This window comes from Microvirga calopogonii (assembly GCF_003347665.1).
Classification (GTDB): domain Bacteria; phylum Pseudomonadota; class Alphaproteobacteria; order Rhizobiales; family Beijerinckiaceae; genus Microvirga; species Microvirga calopogonii.
Map to the genome: position 1 here is coordinate 1 of NZ_QDGA01000091.1, position 20105 is coordinate 20105.

Annotated in this window: 24 protein-coding genes; 13 read left to right on the forward strand and 11 right to left on the reverse strand. The window is 61.2% G+C overall.

Translation table 11 applies throughout. The features are described 5' to 3' along the window. From DDF70_RS29655 to DDF70_RS29670, 4 genes are all read left to right on the forward strand, one after another. Nucleotides 1-638 (forward strand): transposase (locus DDF70_RS29655; RefSeq protein ID WP_205772502.1); only part of this gene is annotated, 638 nt, incomplete at its 5' end. Nucleotides 639-652: 14 nt separating this feature from the next. Then, nucleotides 653-991, forward strand: a complete 339-nt coding sequence (locus DDF70_RS29660) for a hypothetical protein (RefSeq protein WP_114948291.1) — start codon at nt 653-655, stop codon at nt 989-991. A gap of 43 nt (nt 992-1034) precedes the next feature. After that, nucleotides 1035-1553 carry a hypothetical protein gene (locus tag DDF70_RS37650; RefSeq protein ID WP_114948292.1) on the forward strand — a complete coding sequence of 173 codons (519 nt, stop codon included), beginning with the start codon at nt 1035-1037 and terminating at the stop codon, nt 1551-1553. Between the two features lie 222 nt (nt 1554-1775). Next, nucleotides 1776-2345, forward strand: coding sequence for a sigma-70 family RNA polymerase sigma factor (locus DDF70_RS29670; RefSeq protein WP_245435694.1), 570 nt, complete (start codon nt 1776-1778; stop codon nt 2343-2345). Nucleotides 2346-2411: 66 nt separating this feature from the next. Here the strand turns inward: DDF70_RS29670 and DDF70_RS29675 are convergent, their stop codons facing one another. The 3 genes from DDF70_RS29675 to DDF70_RS29685 are packed head-to-tail and all read right to left on the reverse strand — an operon-like array spanning nt 2412 to nt 4951. Continuing rightward, nucleotides 2412-3170, reverse strand: a complete 759-nt coding sequence (locus tag DDF70_RS29675; protein WP_114948312.1) for an SDR family NAD(P)-dependent oxidoreductase — start codon at nt 3168-3170, stop codon at nt 2412-2414. Nucleotides 3171-3199: 29 nt separating this feature from the next. Next, nucleotides 3200-3847, reverse strand: a complete 648-nt coding sequence (locus DDF70_RS29680) for a response regulator (RefSeq protein WP_114948294.1) — start codon at nt 3845-3847, stop codon at nt 3200-3202. Between the two features lie 9 nt (nt 3848-3856). After that, nucleotides 3857-4951: a sensor histidine kinase gene (locus DDF70_RS29685; protein ID WP_162820769.1), complete on the reverse strand. Its 1095-nt coding sequence runs from the start codon at nt 4949-4951 to the stop codon at nt 3857-3859. 398 nt (nt 4952-5349) lie between these two features. Between DDF70_RS29685 and DDF70_RS29690 the strand changes: the two genes are divergently transcribed. Together DDF70_RS29690 and DDF70_RS29695 are read left to right on the forward strand one after the other, a co-directional pair. After that, nucleotides 5350-5784 carry a fasciclin domain-containing protein gene (locus DDF70_RS29690; RefSeq protein WP_245435695.1) on the forward strand — a complete coding sequence of 145 codons (435 nt, stop codon included), beginning with the start codon at nt 5350-5352 and terminating at the stop codon, nt 5782-5784. Nucleotides 5785-5832: 48 nt separating this feature from the next. Then, complete coding sequence (locus tag DDF70_RS29695) at nt 5833-6603, forward strand: calcium-binding protein (protein ID WP_114948297.1); 771 nt, start codon at nt 5833-5835, stop codon at nt 6601-6603. A 984-nt stretch (nt 6604-7587) separates the two neighbouring features. Here the strand turns inward: DDF70_RS29695 and DDF70_RS29710 are convergent. Next, nucleotides 7588-7893: a hypothetical protein gene (locus tag DDF70_RS29710; RefSeq protein ID WP_114948299.1), complete on the reverse strand. Its 306-nt coding sequence runs from the start codon at nt 7891-7893 to the stop codon at nt 7588-7590. Nucleotides 7894-8204: 311 nt separating this feature from the next. Between DDF70_RS29710 and DDF70_RS29715 the strand changes: the two genes are divergently transcribed. Beyond that, a complete protein-coding gene (locus tag DDF70_RS29715) occupies nt 8205-8435 on the forward strand; it encodes a hypothetical protein (protein ID WP_114948300.1) in 231 nt (76 codons plus the stop codon). A gap of 606 nt (nt 8436-9041) precedes the next feature. Here DDF70_RS29715 and DDF70_RS29720 read toward each other — a convergent pair. Genes DDF70_RS29720 through DDF70_RS29735 form a run of 4 tightly spaced genes read right to left on the reverse strand, consistent with a single transcriptional unit; the run spans nt 9042 to nt 10641 of the window. Further along, entirely contained in the window at nt 9042-9449 is a 408-nt protein-coding gene (locus tag DDF70_RS29720; RefSeq protein ID WP_114948301.1) for a nuclear transport factor 2 family protein, read from the reverse strand. Nucleotides 9450-9455: 6 nt separating this feature from the next. After that, nucleotides 9456-9818: a DsrE family protein gene (locus DDF70_RS29725; protein ID WP_114948302.1), complete on the reverse strand. Its 363-nt coding sequence runs from the start codon at nt 9816-9818 to the stop codon at nt 9456-9458. Between the two features lie 58 nt (nt 9819-9876). Next, nucleotides 9877-10305 carry a YybH family protein gene (locus tag DDF70_RS29730; RefSeq protein ID WP_114948303.1) on the reverse strand — a complete coding sequence of 143 codons (429 nt, stop codon included), beginning with the start codon at nt 10303-10305 and terminating at the stop codon, nt 9877-9879. Between the two features lie 60 nt (nt 10306-10365). Then, nucleotides 10366-10641, reverse strand: a complete 276-nt coding sequence (locus DDF70_RS29735) for a DUF4242 domain-containing protein (protein ID WP_114948304.1) — start codon at nt 10639-10641, stop codon at nt 10366-10368. Nucleotides 10642-10869: 228 nt separating this feature from the next. On the opposite strand from DDF70_RS29735, the gene DDF70_RS29740 reads away from it, so the two are divergent. Next, nucleotides 10870-12024, forward strand: coding sequence for an extracellular catalytic domain type 2 short-chain-length polyhydroxyalkanoate depolymerase (locus tag DDF70_RS29740; RefSeq protein ID WP_162820770.1), 1155 nt, complete (start codon nt 10870-10872; stop codon nt 12022-12024). 87 nt (nt 12025-12111) lie between these two features. Here DDF70_RS29740 and DDF70_RS29745 read toward each other — a convergent pair whose 3' ends face one another. Beyond that, nucleotides 12112-13890: an adenylate/guanylate cyclase domain-containing protein gene (locus DDF70_RS29745; protein ID WP_114948306.1), complete on the reverse strand. Its 1779-nt coding sequence runs from the start codon at nt 13888-13890 to the stop codon at nt 12112-12114. Between the two features lie 639 nt (nt 13891-14529). On the opposite strand from DDF70_RS29745, the gene DDF70_RS38390 reads away from it, so the two are divergent. From DDF70_RS38390 to DDF70_RS29760, 3 genes are all read left to right on the forward strand, one after another. Continuing rightward, on the forward strand, nt 14530-14847 hold the full coding sequence (locus DDF70_RS38390) for a GNAT family N-acetyltransferase (protein WP_483466656.1): 318 nt from the start codon (nt 14530-14532) through the stop codon (nt 14845-14847). A gap of 83 nt (nt 14848-14930) precedes the next feature. Next, nucleotides 14931-16136 (forward strand): aminotransferase class I/II-fold pyridoxal phosphate-dependent enzyme, encoded by a 1206-nt coding sequence (locus DDF70_RS29755; RefSeq protein WP_114948307.1) that lies wholly within the window; start codon nt 14931-14933, stop codon nt 16134-16136. A gap of 25 nt (nt 16137-16161) precedes the next feature. Further along, nucleotides 16162-17055 (forward strand): alpha/beta fold hydrolase, encoded by an 894-nt coding sequence (locus DDF70_RS29760; protein ID WP_162820771.1) that lies wholly within the window; start codon nt 16162-16164, stop codon nt 17053-17055. On the opposite strand, the gene DDF70_RS29765 is transcribed toward DDF70_RS29760, so the two are convergent. Beyond that, nucleotides 17027-17278, reverse strand: a complete 252-nt coding sequence (locus DDF70_RS29765; protein ID WP_114948309.1) for a hypothetical protein — start codon at nt 17276-17278, stop codon at nt 17027-17029. The genes DDF70_RS29760 and DDF70_RS29765 overlap by 29 nt on opposite strands. Before the next feature lie 91 nt (nt 17279-17369). After that, nucleotides 17370-17768 carry a PRC-barrel domain-containing protein gene (locus tag DDF70_RS29770; protein ID WP_114948310.1) on the reverse strand — a complete coding sequence of 133 codons (399 nt, stop codon included), beginning with the start codon at nt 17766-17768 and terminating at the stop codon, nt 17370-17372. A gap of 714 nt (nt 17769-18482) precedes the next feature. On the opposite strand from DDF70_RS29770, the gene DDF70_RS29780 reads away from it, so the two are divergent. Further along, a complete protein-coding gene (locus DDF70_RS29780) occupies nt 18483-19703 on the forward strand; it encodes an IS4 family transposase (protein WP_114947125.1) in 1221 nt (406 codons plus the stop codon). Next, on the forward strand, nt 19696-20085 hold the full coding sequence (gene tnpA, locus DDF70_RS29785) for an IS66 family insertion sequence element accessory protein TnpA (protein WP_162820591.1): 390 nt from the start codon (nt 19696-19698) through the stop codon (nt 20083-20085). The genes DDF70_RS29780 and tnpA overlap by 8 nt, the downstream gene beginning before the upstream one ends. Nucleotides 20086-20105: the final 20 nt, after the last annotated feature.

Below are 20105 nucleotides of genomic sequence, written 5' to 3' on the forward strand. Positions count from 1 at the left end.
GCACGACCAAGATCCTGACCCTGTTCCATCCCGCCTCGGGCCAGGTGCGCCTGCAGCCGGCCGAGCACTGTACGAATGCGGTGCTGCATCCCTGGCTGCGCGAGCGTCTCAGCGCGATCCTGGCGGAGTTGCCCGCCCCAGCTGTCGCCGATCCCGCTCTCACGCACGCGGCGTGGGAGGCCTGGCAGGCCGGGCTGAGCCGGTGCTTCACCTTGCCGGAGGAGGTGCCGCCGCTGCGGCTGCTGTTGGTGTGGGACAATCTTACCGGCCACAAGACTCCTGAACTGGTGCTGTGGCTGTGTGCGCATGGCGTCATGCCGCTGTACACGCCGGTCGCCGGCAGCTGGCTCAACATGGCGGAGTCGATCCAGCGCGTGCTCAAACGGCGGGCGCTCGCGGGACAGCATCCGCAGAGTTCCGACGAGATCGGGATCTGGTTCGAGCAGACGGCACGAAGCTGGAATGCGCAGCCGACACCGTTTGTCTGGAACGGCAAGCGCCGGCAGCGGCGCCGGCGCTGCGCGACGGAGCAGATCCATCGCGTTGGCGGTTCCGGAGCCTGTACCAGCCAACCGCTGCCCCAGCCGAAATCACAGGCACCAGCAGAATGCCAGACCCGACGGCAGACGACCCACTAGATGGGGAGGGTGCCATGACCTCGTTCAAACGGCGCGACTGGCCGCGCCTGCCGGACTGGCTTGATCCACACGATGGGCGCCGCAGCCTGAGGGAGATCAATCGCGAAGCACTTGAGCGCTACTGCCTGGTGCTGGCGTTCTGCCTGTGCTTCGCCGCTCTCGTGCCGGTGCCCCTGATGCCGTTCGCGTTTGCCGGTCTGCTGTTTCTGGCTGGGATCGCATCCGTCAGCCTGGCGGGCCTGCGGGGTGAGCGGCCGCTGGCATCGCACCTGACCGCCTGGGACGAGGCGGCGCTTCTGTTCACGATGAGCCTTGGCCTGCGGCTGTGGCTTGGACCATGGCAGGCCAACTGACATCCCAACCCGTCATTGATCGACTTGCATCTGGAGGAGTGCAATGGAGCAGCAGACGATCAGGATCAGACAGACCCAATCACCACCGCCATTCCTGACCCGAGAGCACCATTGGCCCAAGCGAGCAGGGGAGGGCAGTTCCAAGCGTCCCATTGGCCAATCGCATCCGGTAACTCGCGAGTGGGCAGCCGGCGCAAACCCTTCTGGCGTCGTGCCATGGGCGTCCTGGCTGCGTGGCCGCGCCAGCCGCCGCGAAGCTCCGTTCCTGCCGGATCTCGACCGGGCGTTCGTCAACCCAGCGTCTGTCTTCAACGCGCCTCATGATGTCGTGTGCCATCCCCTGCTGACGATCGACTGCAAGCGAGAGATCTTGCAGCGCTGGGCTTGGGACGAGTATCTGCTTGATCTCGCCAACGCTGAGGGCATGCCGGAAAGCGAGCCCTCGCGCCTGGACGAGGTCAAGGCGGCCCTGCGGCTGGTCAACGTGGAGCGCAGCCCCGACCCGGCGGCACCTGCGGCTTTCATCGTCCCATACCACTGGGACGAAGCCCTTGCGGCTTAGGGGTGGAGAACCTGGACCGGAATTGTCTCGCGAACGGCCAACCTGAGGTGTATGGTGAAGCTGTCGCTCAGGTGGAGCACGGCCATGACCCAAGCCGCTCGCCAACACAGCCGTCCCGCTTCCAACGGAACAGAGCGCAGCCGCTCGGCCCATCACAAGCGGCTGCGGCTCCGACACATCCACCCCCACTCCCACGCACAGCACCTTGCCCTCGTGCAGGAGATCCGCGCACGGCGCCGCTCGCGGTACGTAAAAGATCAGCTTTCTGCCTGTCTGCCGCACCTGCGGAACTTCGCCCTGCACCTGACCCGCGATCCTGTCCGGAGTGACGATCTTGTCCAGGGTACCCTGCTGCGCGCCTGGGCGAGCCTCGATCAGTTCCAGCCTGGGACCAACCTGGAGGCGTGGCTGTTCACGATCCTGCGCAACAGCTTCTACTCCGAGCACCGCAAGCGCCGGAGGGAGGTCGAAGACCCGGAGGGTGGCTTTGCCAGGCGCCCGATGGTGCAGCCCGAGCAGGACTCCAAGCTGATGCTGGACGACCTTCAGGAGGCGCTGATCCGTTTGCCCTCCGGGCAGCGCACCGCGCTCCTCCTGGTGGCCGAGCAGGGCAAGAGCTACGAGACCGCGGCGGCTCTGTGCGGTGTGGCGGTCGGCACCCTCAAGAGCCGGGTCAACCGTGCCCGAGCCCGGCTGGCCGCGATGTTGCAGATGGAGAACCGGCACGATCTCGGCCCGGATCGGCTGATGCGGGCCGCGCTGCAACATCTGAAAAGCACAAATCCGGTATGAGCCTGTTGCTGACGCGCAGGGTGCTCCTGTTGTGCTGAACGTCCTAGAGGAGGCGCACCCTTCCTCTCAAAAAGGAATTGCCTGCCCGTCCCAGCCAAAGAGCCGCCCCGACTGTGCTGAGGTCAGGCCATCCACGACAGCGAGAACTTTCTCGGCAGACGCCATGGGCGAAAACACTGTCCTGTTCTCGCTCCCGGCCTGGAAGGGATGGCTCAGAGCTGTATTGACCGTTCCTGGGTGGAGGGCGACACAGACAGCGTCCGGCCTCTGGCGACCGAGTTCAATCGCAAAGGTTCGTACCAACTGGTTCAGGGCCGCCTTCGACGCCCGGTAGCCGTACCAGCCGCCAAGCCGGTTGTCTTCGATGCTGCCGACACGCGCCGAGAGGACAGCAAAGACGCTCTTGCCTGTTTTCGGCAAAAGCGGAAGCATATGCTTGCCGGCGAGGGCCGGACCGATCGCATTGATCCGGAAGCTGCGGAGGAGATGTTCTGGATCGAGGGCGCGATAGGTCTTCTCGGGCTGGAGCGTGCTATCGTGGAGCAGGCCTGTTGCCACCAGGATAAAGCGCAGGGGCGCGCCTTCAATAAGCTGCTCAGCTGCGGCGGCAATGCTCGCCTCGTTCTCAAGGTCGATCCGTCCCGCCCGCACGCCAGCCAAGCCAGTCCCCGCACCCGAACGGGACAGGGCATGAACGGTTTCGAACCCGTTCGATGCAAGAAGCTGCGTGACAGCGGATCCGATCCCGCCAGACGCGCCGATCACGAGCGTCCGAGCCGGTCGTTCGAGACTGCTCAAGCGCGAGGAGGTCGAAGGTAGACGCATGGGATGCACCAATCTGTTGCGCCCGCGGTTTAGGCTTGGATGATCTGCATCCTGATCGCGTACCGGACCAGGTCAGGCAGCGAAGTGAGCTCCAATTTCCGCATCGCAGCTGTCCGGTGGGTCTCCACTGTCTTGACGCTGAGATCTAGAAGACGCGCGATCTGCTTGTTACTCTTGCCTTCGGCCAGAAGTTGGACGATCTCGCGTTCGCGTGAGGTCAGCCGCTCGGCTGTGGGATGAGCCGGCATTGCTGGCCTGCCCTTGAGAAAGCCATCCAGAACAACCTCCGACACCCGTCCGGCAAAGAACGGCTTTTTCTGCGATAGGCTCTCGACCGCCGGGATCAGCTGCCGGACCGCATCGGACTTGAGCAGGTAGCCACGGGCGCCAGCCCCCAGCACCTCGCGGATCAACTCCTCACTTTCGTGCATCGTAAAGATCAAAACCTCGGTGTCCGGCAGGCTCTGGCGAATGCGCCGGGTCGCTTCCAGGCCATTGAGCTCTGGCATGGACAGATCGATTACAGCGACCTGGGGTCGATGCTGCAAGGCGAGGTCGACGGCGTCTCGGCCATTGGAGGCTTCTGCGCAGACCTGCCAACCCATATTCTGCTCCAGGAGAACCTTGAGCCCGCGCCGAACAATGTCGTGGTCGTCAGCAAGAAGAATGCGAAGCATGACAAGTCCTCAGGGCTCATCGGGAGGCATCTTCGGGAGCTCGCCCGGAGAGTGTTCATTGGCGGAGCGTGACTGGGCCGGAACGCTGGCGCCCACCCAGGTGCCCAAAGGGCTCGAGCGGATCTCAAGCCGGCCCCCAAGCTGCTCCAGACGCAAGCGCATCCCCGAGATGCCAACGCCTATCAACTGAGCATCCTCTCCGGTGGCTCTCACGGGCGCTTTGAGCCCGGTGCCGTCATCAACGATGTCGAGCTGGATGCTGCCGTCTGTTCGATAGAGCGCCAGCCGCGCCCGCTTGCTCCCGGAATGCCGGTGAACGTTCGACAGCGCCTCCTGGGCCACCCGATAAAGAGCCGTCGCAATGGGCCGCGAGAGAGGCTCGCCGCTACCTTCAATCGCGACGTCGACTTGGATGCCGCTTCGTGCAGAAAACCCTCTCGCCAGCCAGCTCAAGGCTGCAGTGAGCCCAACATCGTCGAGCAGCGGAGGGTGGAGCAAATAGGACAAGGTGCGGACCTCCTGAAGACTCTGCTCCGCCAGTTCGAACGTTTCCTCGAGAATGCGCCGGGCGGACTCCTCCACATCACGGACCTGTCCATGCAGGCGGGAGGCATTCAACGTGATGGCGAGAAGGTTCTGGGCGGTCGTGTCGTGCAGCTCGCGTGCGATGGCACGCCGCTCCTCATCCTGCAGATGCATGAGGCGGCCACTCAGCCGAGCCAATTCCTGCTGTGTGCGTTTGACCTCGGTGATATCCTCGTGTGCGATTACGATCCGGCGTGTCGGTGCCTGGTCCGGCCGGGTCACCCGGAGCTGGAACCAGCGCGGTCCCTGTGGGCTGCGGCAGGGATACTCCATTCGGAACTCGGAGCGGGCGCCTGCCATGATCTCCCGCAGCGCCTCTGCCGTCCTGGCAGCCTCCTGTGACAGGGAAGCGGCCCGCTCGCAGACGGCTAGGTAATTCATCCCGACCCCGTGGTTCTCGTCGGCATAGCCGGAGGCATGGGCGAAGGCGCGCCAGGCTTGGTTCACCGCGATGATTGTTCCCGCCTCATCCAGCACGGCGATGTGAGCCGACAGAGCATCCAGCGTGGAGCGGAGCAAGGCCTCCGCCTCCACGCCTGGCGCGATCAAAGTCGGCAGTCGGCGAGCCTGAAGCCCTCCTGTCACTGTGCAGCGTCTTCTGCGAGATCTCCGATGCTCCGTGGATGAACCATGGCTGGATGTGGGGTGGTCCATGCTGGCCTCAAGCTTGGCTTTATGTCGGTGCCGGATGGGAGCGGTTCCTGATCCTCGTCATCTTTGCCTGACGGCACAAGGGAAAGCGCAGCTCCTACAGTGATTTTCCGCGTCCTCTCGGGAAACTCCCGATGAACAGCTGGCCATGCCGCGGGCATATCAAACAGGGCTGATGCCGGTGAACGAGAGGGCACAGCGATGAGGAAGAGGAGAGAGCAATGACTGCGAAGTATAGCGCCTATGCCGTGCTGGCCACGCTTGCGATGGCATCTCCGGCAACAGCGGCGGATATCGTCGAAACCGCTGTGACAAACGGCAACTTCAAGACGCTGGCGGCCGCCCTGCAGGCCGCTGGACTTGTCGACACACTCAAGGGGCAGGGGCCTTACACGGTCTTTGCCCCCACGGACGATGCCTTCAAGAAGCTCCCGGCCGGGACGGTCGAAAACCTCCTGAAGCCGGAGAACAAGGCTCAGCTCCAGAAGATCCTGACCTATCATGTGGTCGCCGGGAACGTGAAGTCCGGTGACCTGAAGGGCAAGACGACGAGCGCCCAGACCGTGGAGGGCACGGCCGTGCAGATCGATGCCAGCGGCAACTCCGTCAAGGTGAACGACGCGACCGTCACGCAGGCCGACATCAGCACATCGAACGGTGTGATCCACGTGATCGACAGCGTGATCATGCCGAAGTCTTGATACGTTCGGCGCCCATGGATTGGCACTCTCTGCTTGAGGAGTTCGACCATGCCTTTTTATGACGATTTCGGATTGGGATGCTGGCTGTACGGGAACTTCGGAAACGACAGAGTCACTGTGGACGAGGACGGCAGCCTCGTCTCCACAGGGTTCGGCCGCGACCGCGTCCGGGTTGAGGCCGATGATGTCACGGTGGATCTCGGCTTCGGCAATGACAGGGTGCGAACCTTTGGCGATGACACGGTCGTCAACGGCGGCCTCGGCCACGACAAACTCCTGGGCGGTGACGGCGCCGATTCCCTGTGGGGCAATTTCGGCAATGACGTCATCCGCACCGGCAAGGGCGCGGATTACGCGCTCGGCAATTGGGGCAACGACCTGACCGACACGGGGGAGGGGCTCGGTATCCACTTCGGCGGAGCCGGGGACGACACCTTCTTCATCAGCCGGGAGATTGTCGGCAACAATGCGCAGGATACCGTGATTGCGCTTGATTTCGGCAACGGTCACGACAGGCTCGACATTGCCCCGGAAATCCTCGCCGACATCGCAAACATCAACGAGGGGCCAGTTGACCTTGTGCCGGTGCTCGCCGCCTTTGAGGCGGAGGGTCTCGGTGTTCCAGAAGTGGGAGAGCGGCTGTCCCAGACCTTCCTGGGCGATCTGGCGTTCCGCGAGGTTGCGTCGTTCCTCGAGCAGTTCACATCCAACGAGCAAGGCCAGATCTTGGTCGATGCCACCACTGTGACGACGAACGAAGGCGATACGATCATTGCCCTGGGCGTAACGAAGGATCAACTTCTCGCCGCTGTCGCCTGATGTTGACGCTTGTTGCCGGACGCGGGTCCTTCACCTGCGTCCGGCGTATTCTCTGCTTTTTGGCGCGATACTCTTCAGCATGTATCCTGTCTCCAACCAAGAAGTGTTCCTGTGTTGAATCTTGGCTCCCGACGAGCCTGCTTTGAACAGCACCTCCACCCGGACGAAGCCGGGCGAATGGCCAGGCACGTGGGAGCAGATGGGCCAGCGCTTTACCTGGTTGTTTCCTGATCAGAGCATCCGGATTGAAGGGAGCCTTGCAGGTCCTGGGCAGGCCACCCCACGGTTTACTGGCACTGAGACCTCGTCGGGAGAGTGCTCGGCTGTCACCTGCACCGCCCTATCCAAGTTGCCGAAGATCGGGGAGGGGTTGGTTATTCCCAGGAATAACCATTTTATCGACCTGAATCAGGAAGACGGCGAGTTGAAGGTGCCGGCAGGAATCTCTCTGCAGGAGCCAAGCAGACGATAAGGTTCACGGTTGCGGTGAGCCGTAGCGGAGAAGGAGGACCATCAACTAAGAAATACGCAAAGCATGCGATTGGTTTGACGCAAGACAAGGCCCCTGGCTCGGCTAAGCAGAGGGATTGCCTTTGGAACATGGCTTGGATTCCGTCAGCCGCGCCTTTGCGGGTGCCCTCATAGGCCTCTTGTTGGAGTGCTCGTTCGAGTTGGGCGAAGCCTTCTTTGAGTGCAGCAAAAAGATCGAACCATTCTGGGAGATTGGCCTAGAGTTGATAGGTGCAGCGACAGCCGGCGCTTTGCTGTTCCATCTCGGCCCTGTACTGCTCGATCGATTATACAAGCCACTGTAGCTTGCCGACGATTGGGACAAGTAGGATCGATCCTTGAAACCGTAGGGCTTTAGCGATAGTTATACAGCCACAGAGCAGTCTTGGTGATTTTCACCCGGACTGCGTTAGCTTTAGTTGGGTGCCTCGGCGAGATGATCGCGCGGGGCTTTTTTGCGCCTCAGCCTCCAATTCACCAGCCGCGGCCGTAGTACTCGCGCCCTTCCCAGTATGGCCGCTCATAGTAGCGGCGCCACCAAGGCCGCGCCCACGGCGGAGGGCCATCGCCACGGCGCCAGTACGGACGGTCATAGTAGCCGCGCGGTGGGCCTTCGTACCGCCGCTCATAACGCGGCGGGTCGTAATACTGGATGCGCTGCACCAAAGCGCCGGGAGCTTCGGGAATGACGGCAGGGCTAGCTAGCGGGTTAGCAGAGGCTGCCTGGACCGCAAATCCAGTGGCAGTGAGCGCAAGAGCAAAGACCACTTTCTTCAACATGGTACCCTCCTCAGGGGATGCGCTGAGACTGCTTCCTGGGGAGTGAACCCGCTCTGAATGTCACTCTGTCTAAGCGTTCATCTTCCCTCATGCCCACCAAATGCAAATCTTACATCCGAGACGATGGTGTCCTGATGGTCGAGATCCGCCCTCATGAGTACGTGGAAGCGAGTCAGGCTGAAGGGTTTGGACTCCTTCGCAACCCCGGCAAATCACTATTAAGTGTCCAACCAGCAGCAGAATAGCAGGTCAAGTGAGTGCCTCGGGCGTGCTACCGTAGAATGCCCAGGACTCTTTCAGCGAGCATACTTATGCGCATTGCCACAGTCGTCTCCATCATTGCCCTCGTTGTTGCCTCGCAGCCTGCCTACGCGCAATCACCTGCCTCGAAGGCCAAAGCCCCTTCAGTGGCCGAAAAGACACTCACCGCTGAGGAAAGCGACACAAAGATCACTGCAATCCGGGAGAAGGCTGAAGCCTTGCAACGTGCTCGGGATGCCAAGCTGAAAAGAGCGACACAAAGCATCTGCGTCGGCTGTTAACTGAAGTCAGCCCCGACTTCTACGTGGAAGAGAGCATCGCTGAGAGGCTGGAACTGTTGAGATGAATGGCAGTCCCTCGGCCATTCGGCTTTCCTGAAACAAACTGAGCGCAAGCGCATTGCCCCTCTGAAAGGGGAGAGGCAATGAGGCGTGAAATTCTTGCTGCGTATACGGGTGCAGCCGTGTGTATCGCAGTTACACTGTATAGCCTCTCGATGCATGAAGGACCCCAGTGTCCTGATCCGTCACCCAGGAGCGTTGAGGCCCTCTTCGCGCCCTGCTTGGCACGGGCTAGCGTCCCAGCAGGGGCGCCAGACTTCCTGCCGATCCTTCCAGACCCGGCTACCCCAGCGCCTAAAAGCCCGAAGCAGGATGAGCCAGCAGTTGCACGATCTGGACAGGACGTCGACGCGACTGGCAGCATCCCTAGCAAGTAACGCCTTTTGGGAAGAGGGTGTTGTCATGTCTGGATGGCGCCCGGTTGGCAACGTGATTGTTGAAGACGCTTAGGCCTCGCGGGGCGGGTGCAGTCATGACAACACCCTAGCAGCACACTCCCGAACGAGCGTATCGATGCTGCGATGCTGAACAAGGGGAATTCCGGGATCAGCCGGTCCGCTGTTTCCGGTACGAGTTCTTCACCGCGATCTTGCCATCCCGGAACGTGAACACGTCGCAGCCCTGAACTTCTACGCGAGCGCCGTCCGATCCGGTTGCCGTAAAGACCCACTCTGTGACGCCGCGATCTCCAGCAATGAAATGCCTGGGACCATTCCATTGGGCATCCGGAAAGGTGGCGAAGACCTCCTCGATCCCACGGCGAACTTCCCGCTGACCGGTATAAACTGCCCCCTTCACGTCAGGTCCACGGCTGGTTTCGAGTACGCAGTCTTCAGTCATCATCGATAGGATTGCACCCGTATCGTGCTGGTTCCAAGCCGCCGCAAAGTCGCCGAGGAATGTAATGGAAACCGCGTCTGCAATCAGGTCTCCCTTTCCTTGCTCTCCGAACATACCACGTCAGTAGACGATGTTCCGGTCGCACTCCATGACCAGCCGAACCAAGGTCGGCGGGGCTCCCTTTTCATAGGGAACACCGTGGAGGTCCTCATCGGTCACACCTCGTGCGGCGCAGGACCCGCCCGAGAGGTAGAGGCGACCGCCTCCCGCGATGATCTTCAAGTAGTGTTCGTTCAGCGCACCTGTGCCGAGCCCCGTCAGGGCATTTCGCACGGGTTCGCGCAGGAGTTGAACAGCGTCACCGGCCAGAAAGACATGGACCTCATGTCCTGCCTCGACTGCCGCTGCCGCGACAAAGAAGGCGAGGGTCGCCTTGGTCGGGTTCTCAGGCCCGCAGGTGACGTGGACGAGGAGGCTACTCATGATGACCTCTCCGATCCGAGCTTCACACCGAGCTTTCGTCTGGCAGTCGGTTGCTGCCTTACTTGTTCATGTTCCAGATGTCGGTGGCGAGCTTCCAGTCGCTCCCGACTTTCTCCCAGACCACGACATACTTTCCGGTAATCTCCTGCGGCTGCAGTCCCTTTGTCCGAAGCGAGAAGGTCCCGATCTCGCGCGCCGCATTACCTCCGAGCGGCTTCACGTCAACGGCAGTCAGCTTCGCGTCGCCGAGTTGCTCGGCGGCAGATTTCCAGAATGCCTGAATGGAGCTTCTGCCCTTCATCATCTCCGCTCCAGGCGGCAAGATGACCGCGTCTTCAGCGTAAAGGCTCGCAAGGGTTGCGATGTCGCCAGTGTTGAAGGCTCTCGCAAATTGGTCGTTCAGGCTCTGAATAGTGGTCTGGTCTTGGGCCACAGCAGGCATAGAGAAGCACAGGCACGGGACGATAAGGAGCGCATGAGCACGCATGGCGACTCTCCAGATTAGAGGCTGTCCTGAACGGGTTCACTCAGACCCGCCGCCAAATTGTCACGCCTCAGCGGTGGCCGGATCAATGATCCGCTCGACCTTATTGATCCTGTTCGCCGGAAAGCCGCTCCGTTCGGCATGCTCGCGGATCAGGCCCTCATCAGCGGCGTAGTAGACGCAGTAGATTTTATCGCCCGTCACATAGCTCTCGATCCACTGCACTTCCGGTCCCATCGCCCGGAGAACATCGCAGGATTTCTGAGCCGCTCCCTGGAAGTCGGCATCCGATAACTTGCCGACCTCGGGCATCTCCCGTTCGATGACAAACTTCGGCATCATTTTCTCCTGTTCCTACGGCGGGGCACAGCCTCCTAGACTTCGGGCAAGGATCGGGTTTGAGCAACATCTCAGTGGGAGTTCTCCTTCGGGATAGCTCCGCTGATCTAACGGGACAGACAATCCGCCGTTCTGGCCTCGGGCGGGGTCTCACCTGTATATTTCGGTGACTCCGTTGAGGGACGGAGAGACGGTTACAGACTTCCCGATGCGCGGAGGGTTCAGATTGTGGCCCGTTTATTCATGTGGCTGGTGTGTGCCGTCGTAATGCTGTCACCGACAGCGGGGCACGCCACCCATGACAGCCTGCCTGATCCGCCGCCTCAGCAAACAAGCCAGAAGCTGCCTACGCTGTCCCATCCGGACCGGACGGCAGTCACGGTCTCAGGCTTGTCCTCCGGAGGCTTCTTCGCACACCAGTTTCACATCGCCTTCTCCAGTCTCGTCAAAGGCGCAGGTATCATCGCGGGTGGGCCATATGGCTGCGTCGAGCACATCCCCGATCCTTGGTCGCCCATCTCATCAATCGACCTGGATCGGGTCTCGGCGGCAGTGGTGGCCTGCACGCACTACTACGGTGACCTCTACTACGGGCTCCGGCCCAATCTGCCCAAGGCTGCGGATTCCCTCAACCTCATCAGAGAGGCTGCCAGTCAGGGGCAGATCGACCATCCGTCCAATCTCGCGGGCAGCCGGGTCTGGCTATTCCATGGAAAGGAGGACGACATCGTTCCGCTCCCGGTGATGGAAACCCTCAGGCGGCTCTATGATCGGCTCGGAGTTCACGAGCCGAACCTCTGGTTCGACCGGAACCAGAACGGGAAACCGGCCAATCACGGCATGCCGGTCAGCCGGTTTGCGGGGAAGAGTAAGTTCCCGGTCCGAGACTGCGGCCAACACGAGCCGCCGTTCGTGATCCAGTGCGGCTATGAGGCGGCTGAGATACTGTTGCGCCACCTATACCCGGAACACTTCAAGCCAGCCTCCGATGATCCGCATCGGGACGGGACACTGCTCGCTTTCGATCAGTCGGAATTCTTCAGCGCTGCCAATGAGAGCGTCAGTCTCCATGGCGTCGGTTACCTGTATGTCCCTGCCGCATGTGCCGCCGAGCAGTGTCGCCTGCATGTCGCATTTCACGGCTGCAACCAGAATGTGGACAGCGTCTTCGACGACTTTATCCGAGATGCGGGCTACAATCGCTGGGCGGCCAGCAATAACATTGTTGTCCTGTTTCCGCAGGTAAAGACTTCGGCAGCGAACCCGAATGGCTGCTGGGATTTCTGGGGCTACAGCGGGTCGAACTACTACACCCGGCTTGGCCCGCAGATGCGGGCTGTCAGGACCATGATAGATCGACTGCTTGGGAATTCTCTGCAATGATACAATCGCTAATGGAAGCTCAAACAGTTCGATGCGAAAGGTTAGTTCAGGCGCGGGCGATTATGAGAGGAGTTGAACAGGAGAGCATCACACTCGTACACCCGCCTTTCGCAAGCCGTCGAACAAGAGTTCCCGCTTCTTGGGATTGCGGTAGCAGGACCGGTTCAAGTGAGTTCGCATCGCCTCCCAGCGGGTGGATTGCAACACACGCCCGACTTCTGTCGCCTCGGCCAGCCGCCCCATCTGTGCCAGCGCTGCCGTCAAATAGCGAAGCGAGATCGGGTGATTAGGGCTCATCTCCAGGGCTCGCCGCGTGAACTGCTCCGTGTCAGCGAACCGTCCCTCCATGAAATGCACCGCCCCGATTGCGTTCAGCGTAATGTAGCCGCGCGGGTCCAGTGGGTTCAGCCGACGTGCCTTCTCCAAGCAGGCGAGGGCACGCTCGCACTCATCGTTGTAGATCAGCGCCCAGCCGCAATTCGTCAGGACATACGATGAGTTGGGCTGAAGGTACAGGGCACGCTCGCAGAAGGTGACGGCGCGCTCCAGCACGCCTGAGAGCGAGATCAAGGACCACGCCGCGATGGCGAGCACCCGCGCATTGTCCGGATCGCATTGAACCGCTTGCAGAGCCGCCTCCCGGCTCCGGGCCGCATCGGCATTCCAGTCCCTAGTCCAGCCTCCCACCATCAGGCGGCCTCGACAATCAGCAAGGGCACCCCAGGCTTCGGCATAGCCGGGATCACGTTCGACGGCTTGCCGCAGGAGCGCCTCGGCGCGGCGAAAGCCGTGCTCCGTGAAGGCATAGAACTCGGGCAGGGCGCGAAGATAAAGGTCATATGCCTCCAGGTTGCTGGTTGCTTTGGCTTTAGCCCGCTCGATCTCAGCCGCTTGCAAGTTGGGCTCGATGGCCGACACCACGCTCTCGGTGATCTCGTCCTGCAAGGCGAAGATATCCATCAGGTCGCGGTCGAAGTGCCCCGCCCAGATATCTGTGCCTGTGACGGCCTCGACCAACTGAGCCGTGATGCGTACTCGATTGCCCGCCTTTCGAACGGAGCCCTCCAGCACGTAGCGCACCCCAAGCTGACGGCTGACCTGCTTGATATCCACGGCTCGGCCTTTCAGCGTAAAGACAGAGTTGCGGGCGATGACGAACAGCCAGCGGCAGCGGGAGAGAGCCGCGATTAGGTCCTCCGTGATCCCATCGGCGAAATACTCCTGCTCGGGGTCGCCGCTTAGGCTGGTGAAGGGCAGAACCGCTATGAACGGCTTATCAGGAATCCGCAACAGGTCGGCATCGGCTGTCGGGGTTTCGTTCAGTGAAGCAGAGATTAGATCGCAAACCGCATAGGCGCGAACTGGCTCGTCGATGTTTTTCACCTTCTTTGGGCCAAGATCGGTAAAGGCGAAGGGCACAGCCCTTCGCACATACCCATAGGCAACATCCGAAAGGCAGACGCCACCTGGATCAGCAAGGCTTTCTAATCGTGCGGCAATGTTCACACCGTCGCCCAACAGGTCGCCGCCCCGGACCATCACATCTCCAACATGCACGCCAATCCGGAATCGGACACGGTGCTCCTCGGGAATATCCTGGCTCGCCAGTGCCAAGGCATTCTGGACATCGACGGCGCACTGGACAGCCTCCACGGCGCTGGGGAACTCAGCCAGAACACTATCGCCAGCGGTGTTGGCAATCCGTCCACCGTGCTCGGCGATCAGCCGGTCCATGATCTCACGGTACGTGGTGAGCGTGCGGAGCGTCCCAACCTCGTCCTGCTCGATTAGACGGGCATAGCCCGCGACATCCGCCGCAAAGATCGCCGCGAGCCGCCGCTCGACCCTGTGCTCCTGCCGATCCATCGGACCCTCGGTGCTGTTCTGGGTAAGATTCTGCTGTGGGTTGGGTAAGGTGTCCAGCCCATGTCCGTGATGGGGGATGTGACTGCCAAGCTTGGCTGAGAGCAAACCTGACTTGCGCCTTGAGGTATGCGCGAAAAGCAGAGCGCGTGAGTATTCAGCCCCACGCCAGAACGCCGTCAGGTGCTTTTCCACACGGGCACCCTGTTTCCTGCATGCTACTGTCTCTCTGCCGATGTTGAGTGGGTCTGACCTCAACGGAGACACGGATGACAACAGCCCAGGTTAACACCGTTGACGACCTCCATCAGCGCGAGGCTTGGGTTAGCCTCCGCAACAGGTTTACGTCTCCTGATTGGAGCCCCGCAGGAGCGGAGAGGAACGCCCAGGTTCAAACGGCAGGCTCCAACGAACAGCCTCGACTCGTCGCAACGATGTCTCTCGCCTTCAGTACGGACCCTGCCGTGCGCTGGATGTACCCAGAGCCTGAGAAATATCTTGCGTACTTCCCTCTGTTCGTCAGCGCATTCGGCGGCAGGGCCTTCGAGTGCGGCACAGCCCATTTCATCGGTGATGTTCAGGCCGCTGCGCTGTGGCTGCCACCGGGTGTCGAGCCTGACGAGCAGGCTCTGATGAGCCTCTTTGAGCGCACGGTTCCAGAGTCGCAACAGGAGGTCTTGTTCGCAATCTTCGAGCAGATGGGCCACTACCATCCGCATGAGCCGCAACTGGTATCTGCCGCTGATTGGCGTCGATCCTGTCCAGCAACGGAAGGGCTATGGCTCCATTCTGCTAGAGCACGCTCTCAAGGTCTGCGACCAAGACAGCATCCCTGCCTACTTGGAATCCTCCAACCCGGAGAACATCCCGCTCTATCAGCGCCATGGCTTCGAAGTGCTGGGGACCATTCAGGTGAGGACCTGCCCGCCGGTCACACCCATGTTCCGCCATCCTCGATGAAAAGTGACCACCGCCAGTAGCACTCGAATGCAGCGTCAATCTTGTTGCACGAGCCAGCACCGATTAAAGCTAGGAGAGATGTCATGCAGGTCGTCTCCAATCGTGTCCGAGCGGCAGCGGACAGCTTCGAGCCCATCCGGCGGTTCTACTTTCACTCCCGCTATGCAGAGCGCCGGGGTGAGCCTGCCATCTGTGACTTCACCTTTGGCAACCCACATGAGATGCCGCTGCCGGGACTGGTCGATGCCATCCGACACCATGCCGTGCCGCACAATAAGGACTGGTTCGCTTACAAGGCCAGCGAGCCTGAGCCTCAAGCGTTCCTGGCCGAGCGTCTGACCCAAGAGCTATCACTGCCATTCCAGCCAGACGATATCGCGCTGACCAATGGGGCGTTCGCAGCAATTACTGTCGCATTCCGCCTGCTGCTCGATGCGGGTGAAGAGGCTATCTTCTCGACCCCAGCATGGTTCTGCTACGAGCCCATGCTCCTGGCAGCGGATGTCGTGCCCAGAAAGGTCAGGCTCAAAGGTGAGCGGTTCGATTTGGACCTCTCTGCCATCGAGGCTGCAATCTCGCCACGAACCCGTCTGGTCATAATCAACACGCCACATAATCCCACGGGTCGCATTTACAGCCGCGACCAGCTCGTTACATTGGCAGAGATGCTCAACCGCGCCTCTGAGCGGATCGGACGGCGAATCTTCATTCTTTCAGATGAGCCCTACCGGCGCATCCGCTTTGATGGGCATGCCTTTGTCAGCCCAGCGACGGTCTACCCGTGGACGCTGATCTCCTACAGCTATGGCAAGGTGCTCCTGGCTCCGGGGCAGCGACTGGGCTACTTGGCCCTGTCACCGTTGATGCCAAGTGCCGATAAGCAGGCCATCCGAGATAGCTTGTTTGCCGCCCAGATGGCACTGGGGTGGTGCTTTCCCAATGCTGTGATGCAGTATGCCGTTCCTGATCTGGAAAGGCTCAGCATCGACATGCGCGCCCTCTCAGTCAAGCGAACTCGCATGACTGACGGTCTGGAGCGGGCGGGTTATGAGGTGCTGCGGCCTGAAGGCACCTTCTACCTGTTCTGCAAGTATCCCAGTGGAAACGGAGACAGGTTTTGGGATGCTCTGGCGGATCGTGACGTGTTCGTCATGCCCGGTCGTGTCATGGATGTTCCAGGTCACTTCCGCATCAGCCTCACGGCCTCTGAGCCGATGATCGTGCGCAGTCTCCCAGTCTTTGCAGAAGTGGCGCAAGCAATTCAGACGGGGCAGCAGGCTGCGGAGTGAGACGACATCCTTATGGAGATGTCCTGTGCCCGTACTAAGGACCGGTTCCTGGACCATCGACTACATCGAAGCGGGGAGCGGTTCTTGCGTAATCCTTCTGCACAGTTCAGTGGCGGGTAACCGGCAATGGCGCACGACAGTTGAAGCGCTCCAGGATCAGTACCATGTCATTGCGATCAACCTCTTCGGCTACGGGCAAACGAGTCCCTGGCCCGGTGATCGGGAGCAGACCCTTGCCGACCAAGGCGAGTCGATTCAGCCGTTCATAGATCAGGCCCGCAGCGACGTTGCCTTGGTCGGCCATTCCTTTGGTGGCGCAGTGGCGATGACTATCGCCTTGCACCGTCCGGACAAAGTATCCCGGCTGATCCTGCTGGAGCCCATCCCCTTTTGTTTGCTCGATGAGGCTGGGCGGGTGGATGCCTATGCAGAGGTCCTCAGACTTCGAGACAGCGTCAAGCGGTCTGGCGGATCGGGTGACTGGGAGAAGGCCGCCGCTGGTTTCGCGGATTACTGGAGCGGGGAGGGCACCTGGGCTGCCATGTCGCCCGAGCGGCAGAAGACCTTTACGTCATCCATGCCTCCGAACCTCCATGAATGGGATGCTGTGCTCGGTATGACGGCTCGGCAGAACTGGTCCAGCATTCAGGCCCGGACCCTGGTGGTCTGGACGCGAGATACGAAGCGGCCCATTCGTGAGATCATTGAGGTGCTGCGGGAGAAGGCTCCACACTGGCAGTATCGCGACCTCAACGAAGGCGGACATATGTTTCCGTTGACCCAGCCGGGTATCACGAGCCGCCTGATCTCCGAATTCTTGTGCGACCCGGATGAGGGAGTGCAATATGCGCACCAGTCTCTTCCGCCTGCTAGATCAAAGCCGATAGCAGCTACTCCGCAAAGCGGACGAATGCCCTGAGCCCCTTGATCAACAACTCACGCTGATCATCCGGGAGATAGCCCTGGCACGTGGCATCGACGAGCGCGGCCAGTTCCTCCCTGCTTGGTCGCCGCTCTCTGATCTCGCTCGCCCACATGATGATCTCCGAGGCGCGGCTGGCACAGGATGGGCACTCGTCGGCGATCTGGCGGGCCAGTGCAACGATGCTATCGAGAGGTGAGGCTTCAGGATCGTCGGGCATCCTGTGCTACTCCCGTCTTAGATTGAGCCAAAGGGTGGTGTAGCCCTTTGGCTCGTGCCCACTAGCTCTTCCGACAACCGTCGTCACGATCTCAGATGGGCCAGTAGTAAGGGGCTCGCCAGTAGTCGTGCAGTTCCCGTTCGCGCTCCCGATCTGACCAATCGTAGTCATCGCGACCCCGGTAGAAGGTCGGAGCCCCGCGAAGCTGCTCTTCGGTGATGTCTGTGCGGTAGCCGCCCAGGCTGGTATCGTAGGTCAGCCTGCTCCACGGGATGGTGTGCTCGTCCATGCCGAGAAAGCCGCCAAACGACATCACCGCATAGGCAACTTTGCCGCTGATCTTCTCGATCATCAGGCGCTTGATCGAGCCGAGGTGATTGCCTTGCAGATCGTAGACGGCAGTACCCTCGACACGGTCACTCGCAATCAGGGGCTTGCCGGTCATCTCACCAGAGGCATCCGTGCGAGTTGTCGTATCGGTCTGAACCATGACTTGTCTCCTCCATCAGCCTTGTTGACCGTCGCGGCGCGCAGCATATCCGCGACGGGTTCTCGCATGATCCGGCACATGCCTATCGTCCCTACGCTGCTGGCCATGGATCATCCAGGCCAGCAGGTAACCAACTACCCCTGCTGCAAAGAGCGAGAGCCACGGGTTGTCCGTAATCCCCTGATGAAGCACCTGACGCCCCTCGTGAAAGGAGCGTTCAGCCTCTGGAAAACGTTCGCGGGCTTGACGCATATAGCGCTGGCCCTCGCTGTAAGCGTCTCGGGCCGTGGTGGAGGCTGCCTGTGTCACATCTTGCAGAGCCTCCTTGACCTGATCCAGAACCTTTTCGGCAGTCTTCTCTTAGGATTGATCCTGCCCTTCATGGCTCTGATCGCTGGAGGCGGTTACCTCTCGCGGTTGCTGAGGAGCGGGTTGCTTCGTGACGGTTACCGAGATTGGATCGCTCGTTGGGAAGGTCTCCTCAATGGCATGGTCGAGCCGTGCATCGAGGTTCTCCTACGAGTTCTCGGGCAGCTTATTGTCTGGAGGACACTCCGCAGACTTACCCTCCTCTCGATCAGAAGTGGATTGGCTGCTGATACCGGATGCGTTCGCCATACGAGCCCTCCAGGACACCTAGAGCCAATACCGTTGACTTAAGCTGCCGATGGGGTGTGAAGTGACGAGAGGGAGTGGCTTGCGGAGGGTTCAGTCATGACCCGACCTCCAGCGCGCCTTCCGGACAGCCCACGGATCAGCGATCTCGTCACACTCGGGGTGCTGACGACGACCGTTCCGGCGGCCTTGATTGACGCTGTGCTGGTCGCGACGCAGCGACAGAGCCAGCGGCATCGACAGCTGCCAGCGCCGTTGGTGGTGTACTATGTGATGGCGCTGGCCTTGTATGCACAGGCCTCCTACGGCGAGGTGTTGCGATGCCTGCTGGAGGGGGTGCGGTGGCTCCGCCTGGGCGGGCTCGACGCGCTGGGGGCGACCAAGTCGGCCATCACCCGTGCGCGGATCCGGCTGGGGGTCACGCCCATGCGGGAGCTGTTCCAGCGGGTGGCCCATCCCATTGCGGACCCCGGCACGCCCGGAGCGTGGTACCGTGGTCGCCGGTTGGTCAGTGTGGATGGCACGACCATCGATCTGCCGGATACGCCGGAACTGGAGGCCCAGTTCGGCCGCCCTGCCGCCTCGCGGGGCGCCAGCAGCTTCCCGAAGCTGCGCCTGGTGGGGCTGATTGAAACCGGCACCCATGCCATGTTCGCCGTGGCGGTTGGCCGCTACGACACCAGCGAGGTCCGCTTGACGCCGCGCGTGTTGCAGCACTTGCAGCCGAACATGGTGTGTCTGGCTGATCGGGCCTTCGTCGGCTTTGAGCTGTGGCGCTTGGCGGCAGCGACGGGCGCCGACTTGCTCTGGCGGGTGCGCGTCAACCACAAACTGCCCTGCCACCAGCGCCTTCCCGATGGCTCGTATCTGAGCCGGCTTTACGCCTCGCCCAAGCAGCGTCGACACAATGAGGGGGGACAGGTCGTGCGCGTCATTGACGACCGCCTGGAAGGCATCGCGGACGCGGAGCCCCTCGATCGGCTGGTCACCACGCTCCTCGACCCGGCCGTCGCGCCAGCGACGGAGTTGGCAGCGCTGTATCATGAACGGTGGGAGTGCGAGGGGACCTTCGCCGAATTCAAGGTGAGCCTGCCCGGGCAGCGCCTGATGCTGCGCAGTCGCCGGGCGGATCTGGCCGAACAAGAACTCTATGGCTTTCTGCTCGTCCATCTGGCGTTGCGGCAGCTGATCTATGCCGCCAGCCGAAAGGCCGGGTGCGACCCGGACACGTTGTCCTTCCTCCACACGGTGCGGATTGTCCGGCGGCATCTCCCGTTTTATGCCGCGTTTTCCCCCTCAGCGACAGCATCAGATGCATGAGATGATCCTGATCGAGATCATCGACACACCGGCCGAGCACCGTCGAGGTCGCCACAATCCACGTGTGGTGAAACGTAAGATGAGCAACTTCCCGACCAAGGCGCGGGCTGGGCCGCCCCTGACCGCGCCGATCGTCCGCTCCAGCGCGCTTATCCGGATTGTCGCGCCAATGGTGGAGGACACGGTGCTCCTGTCAACGGCTCTCCCGCAGACTGCTTCCAGACCACCAGGCCAGGCCTGCGGCCGCCCTTCATGGCATCAGCACGTCCGCGACTGGCATGCCAGTCGACTGACACGCACGGCGTACTGCCAATCCCATGATCTGGAGATGTACCGCTTCAACCAGTGGGTCGCCCGGCTGCGCCGGCGTTTGGTCCTATAGCTTAAGTCAACGGTATTGCA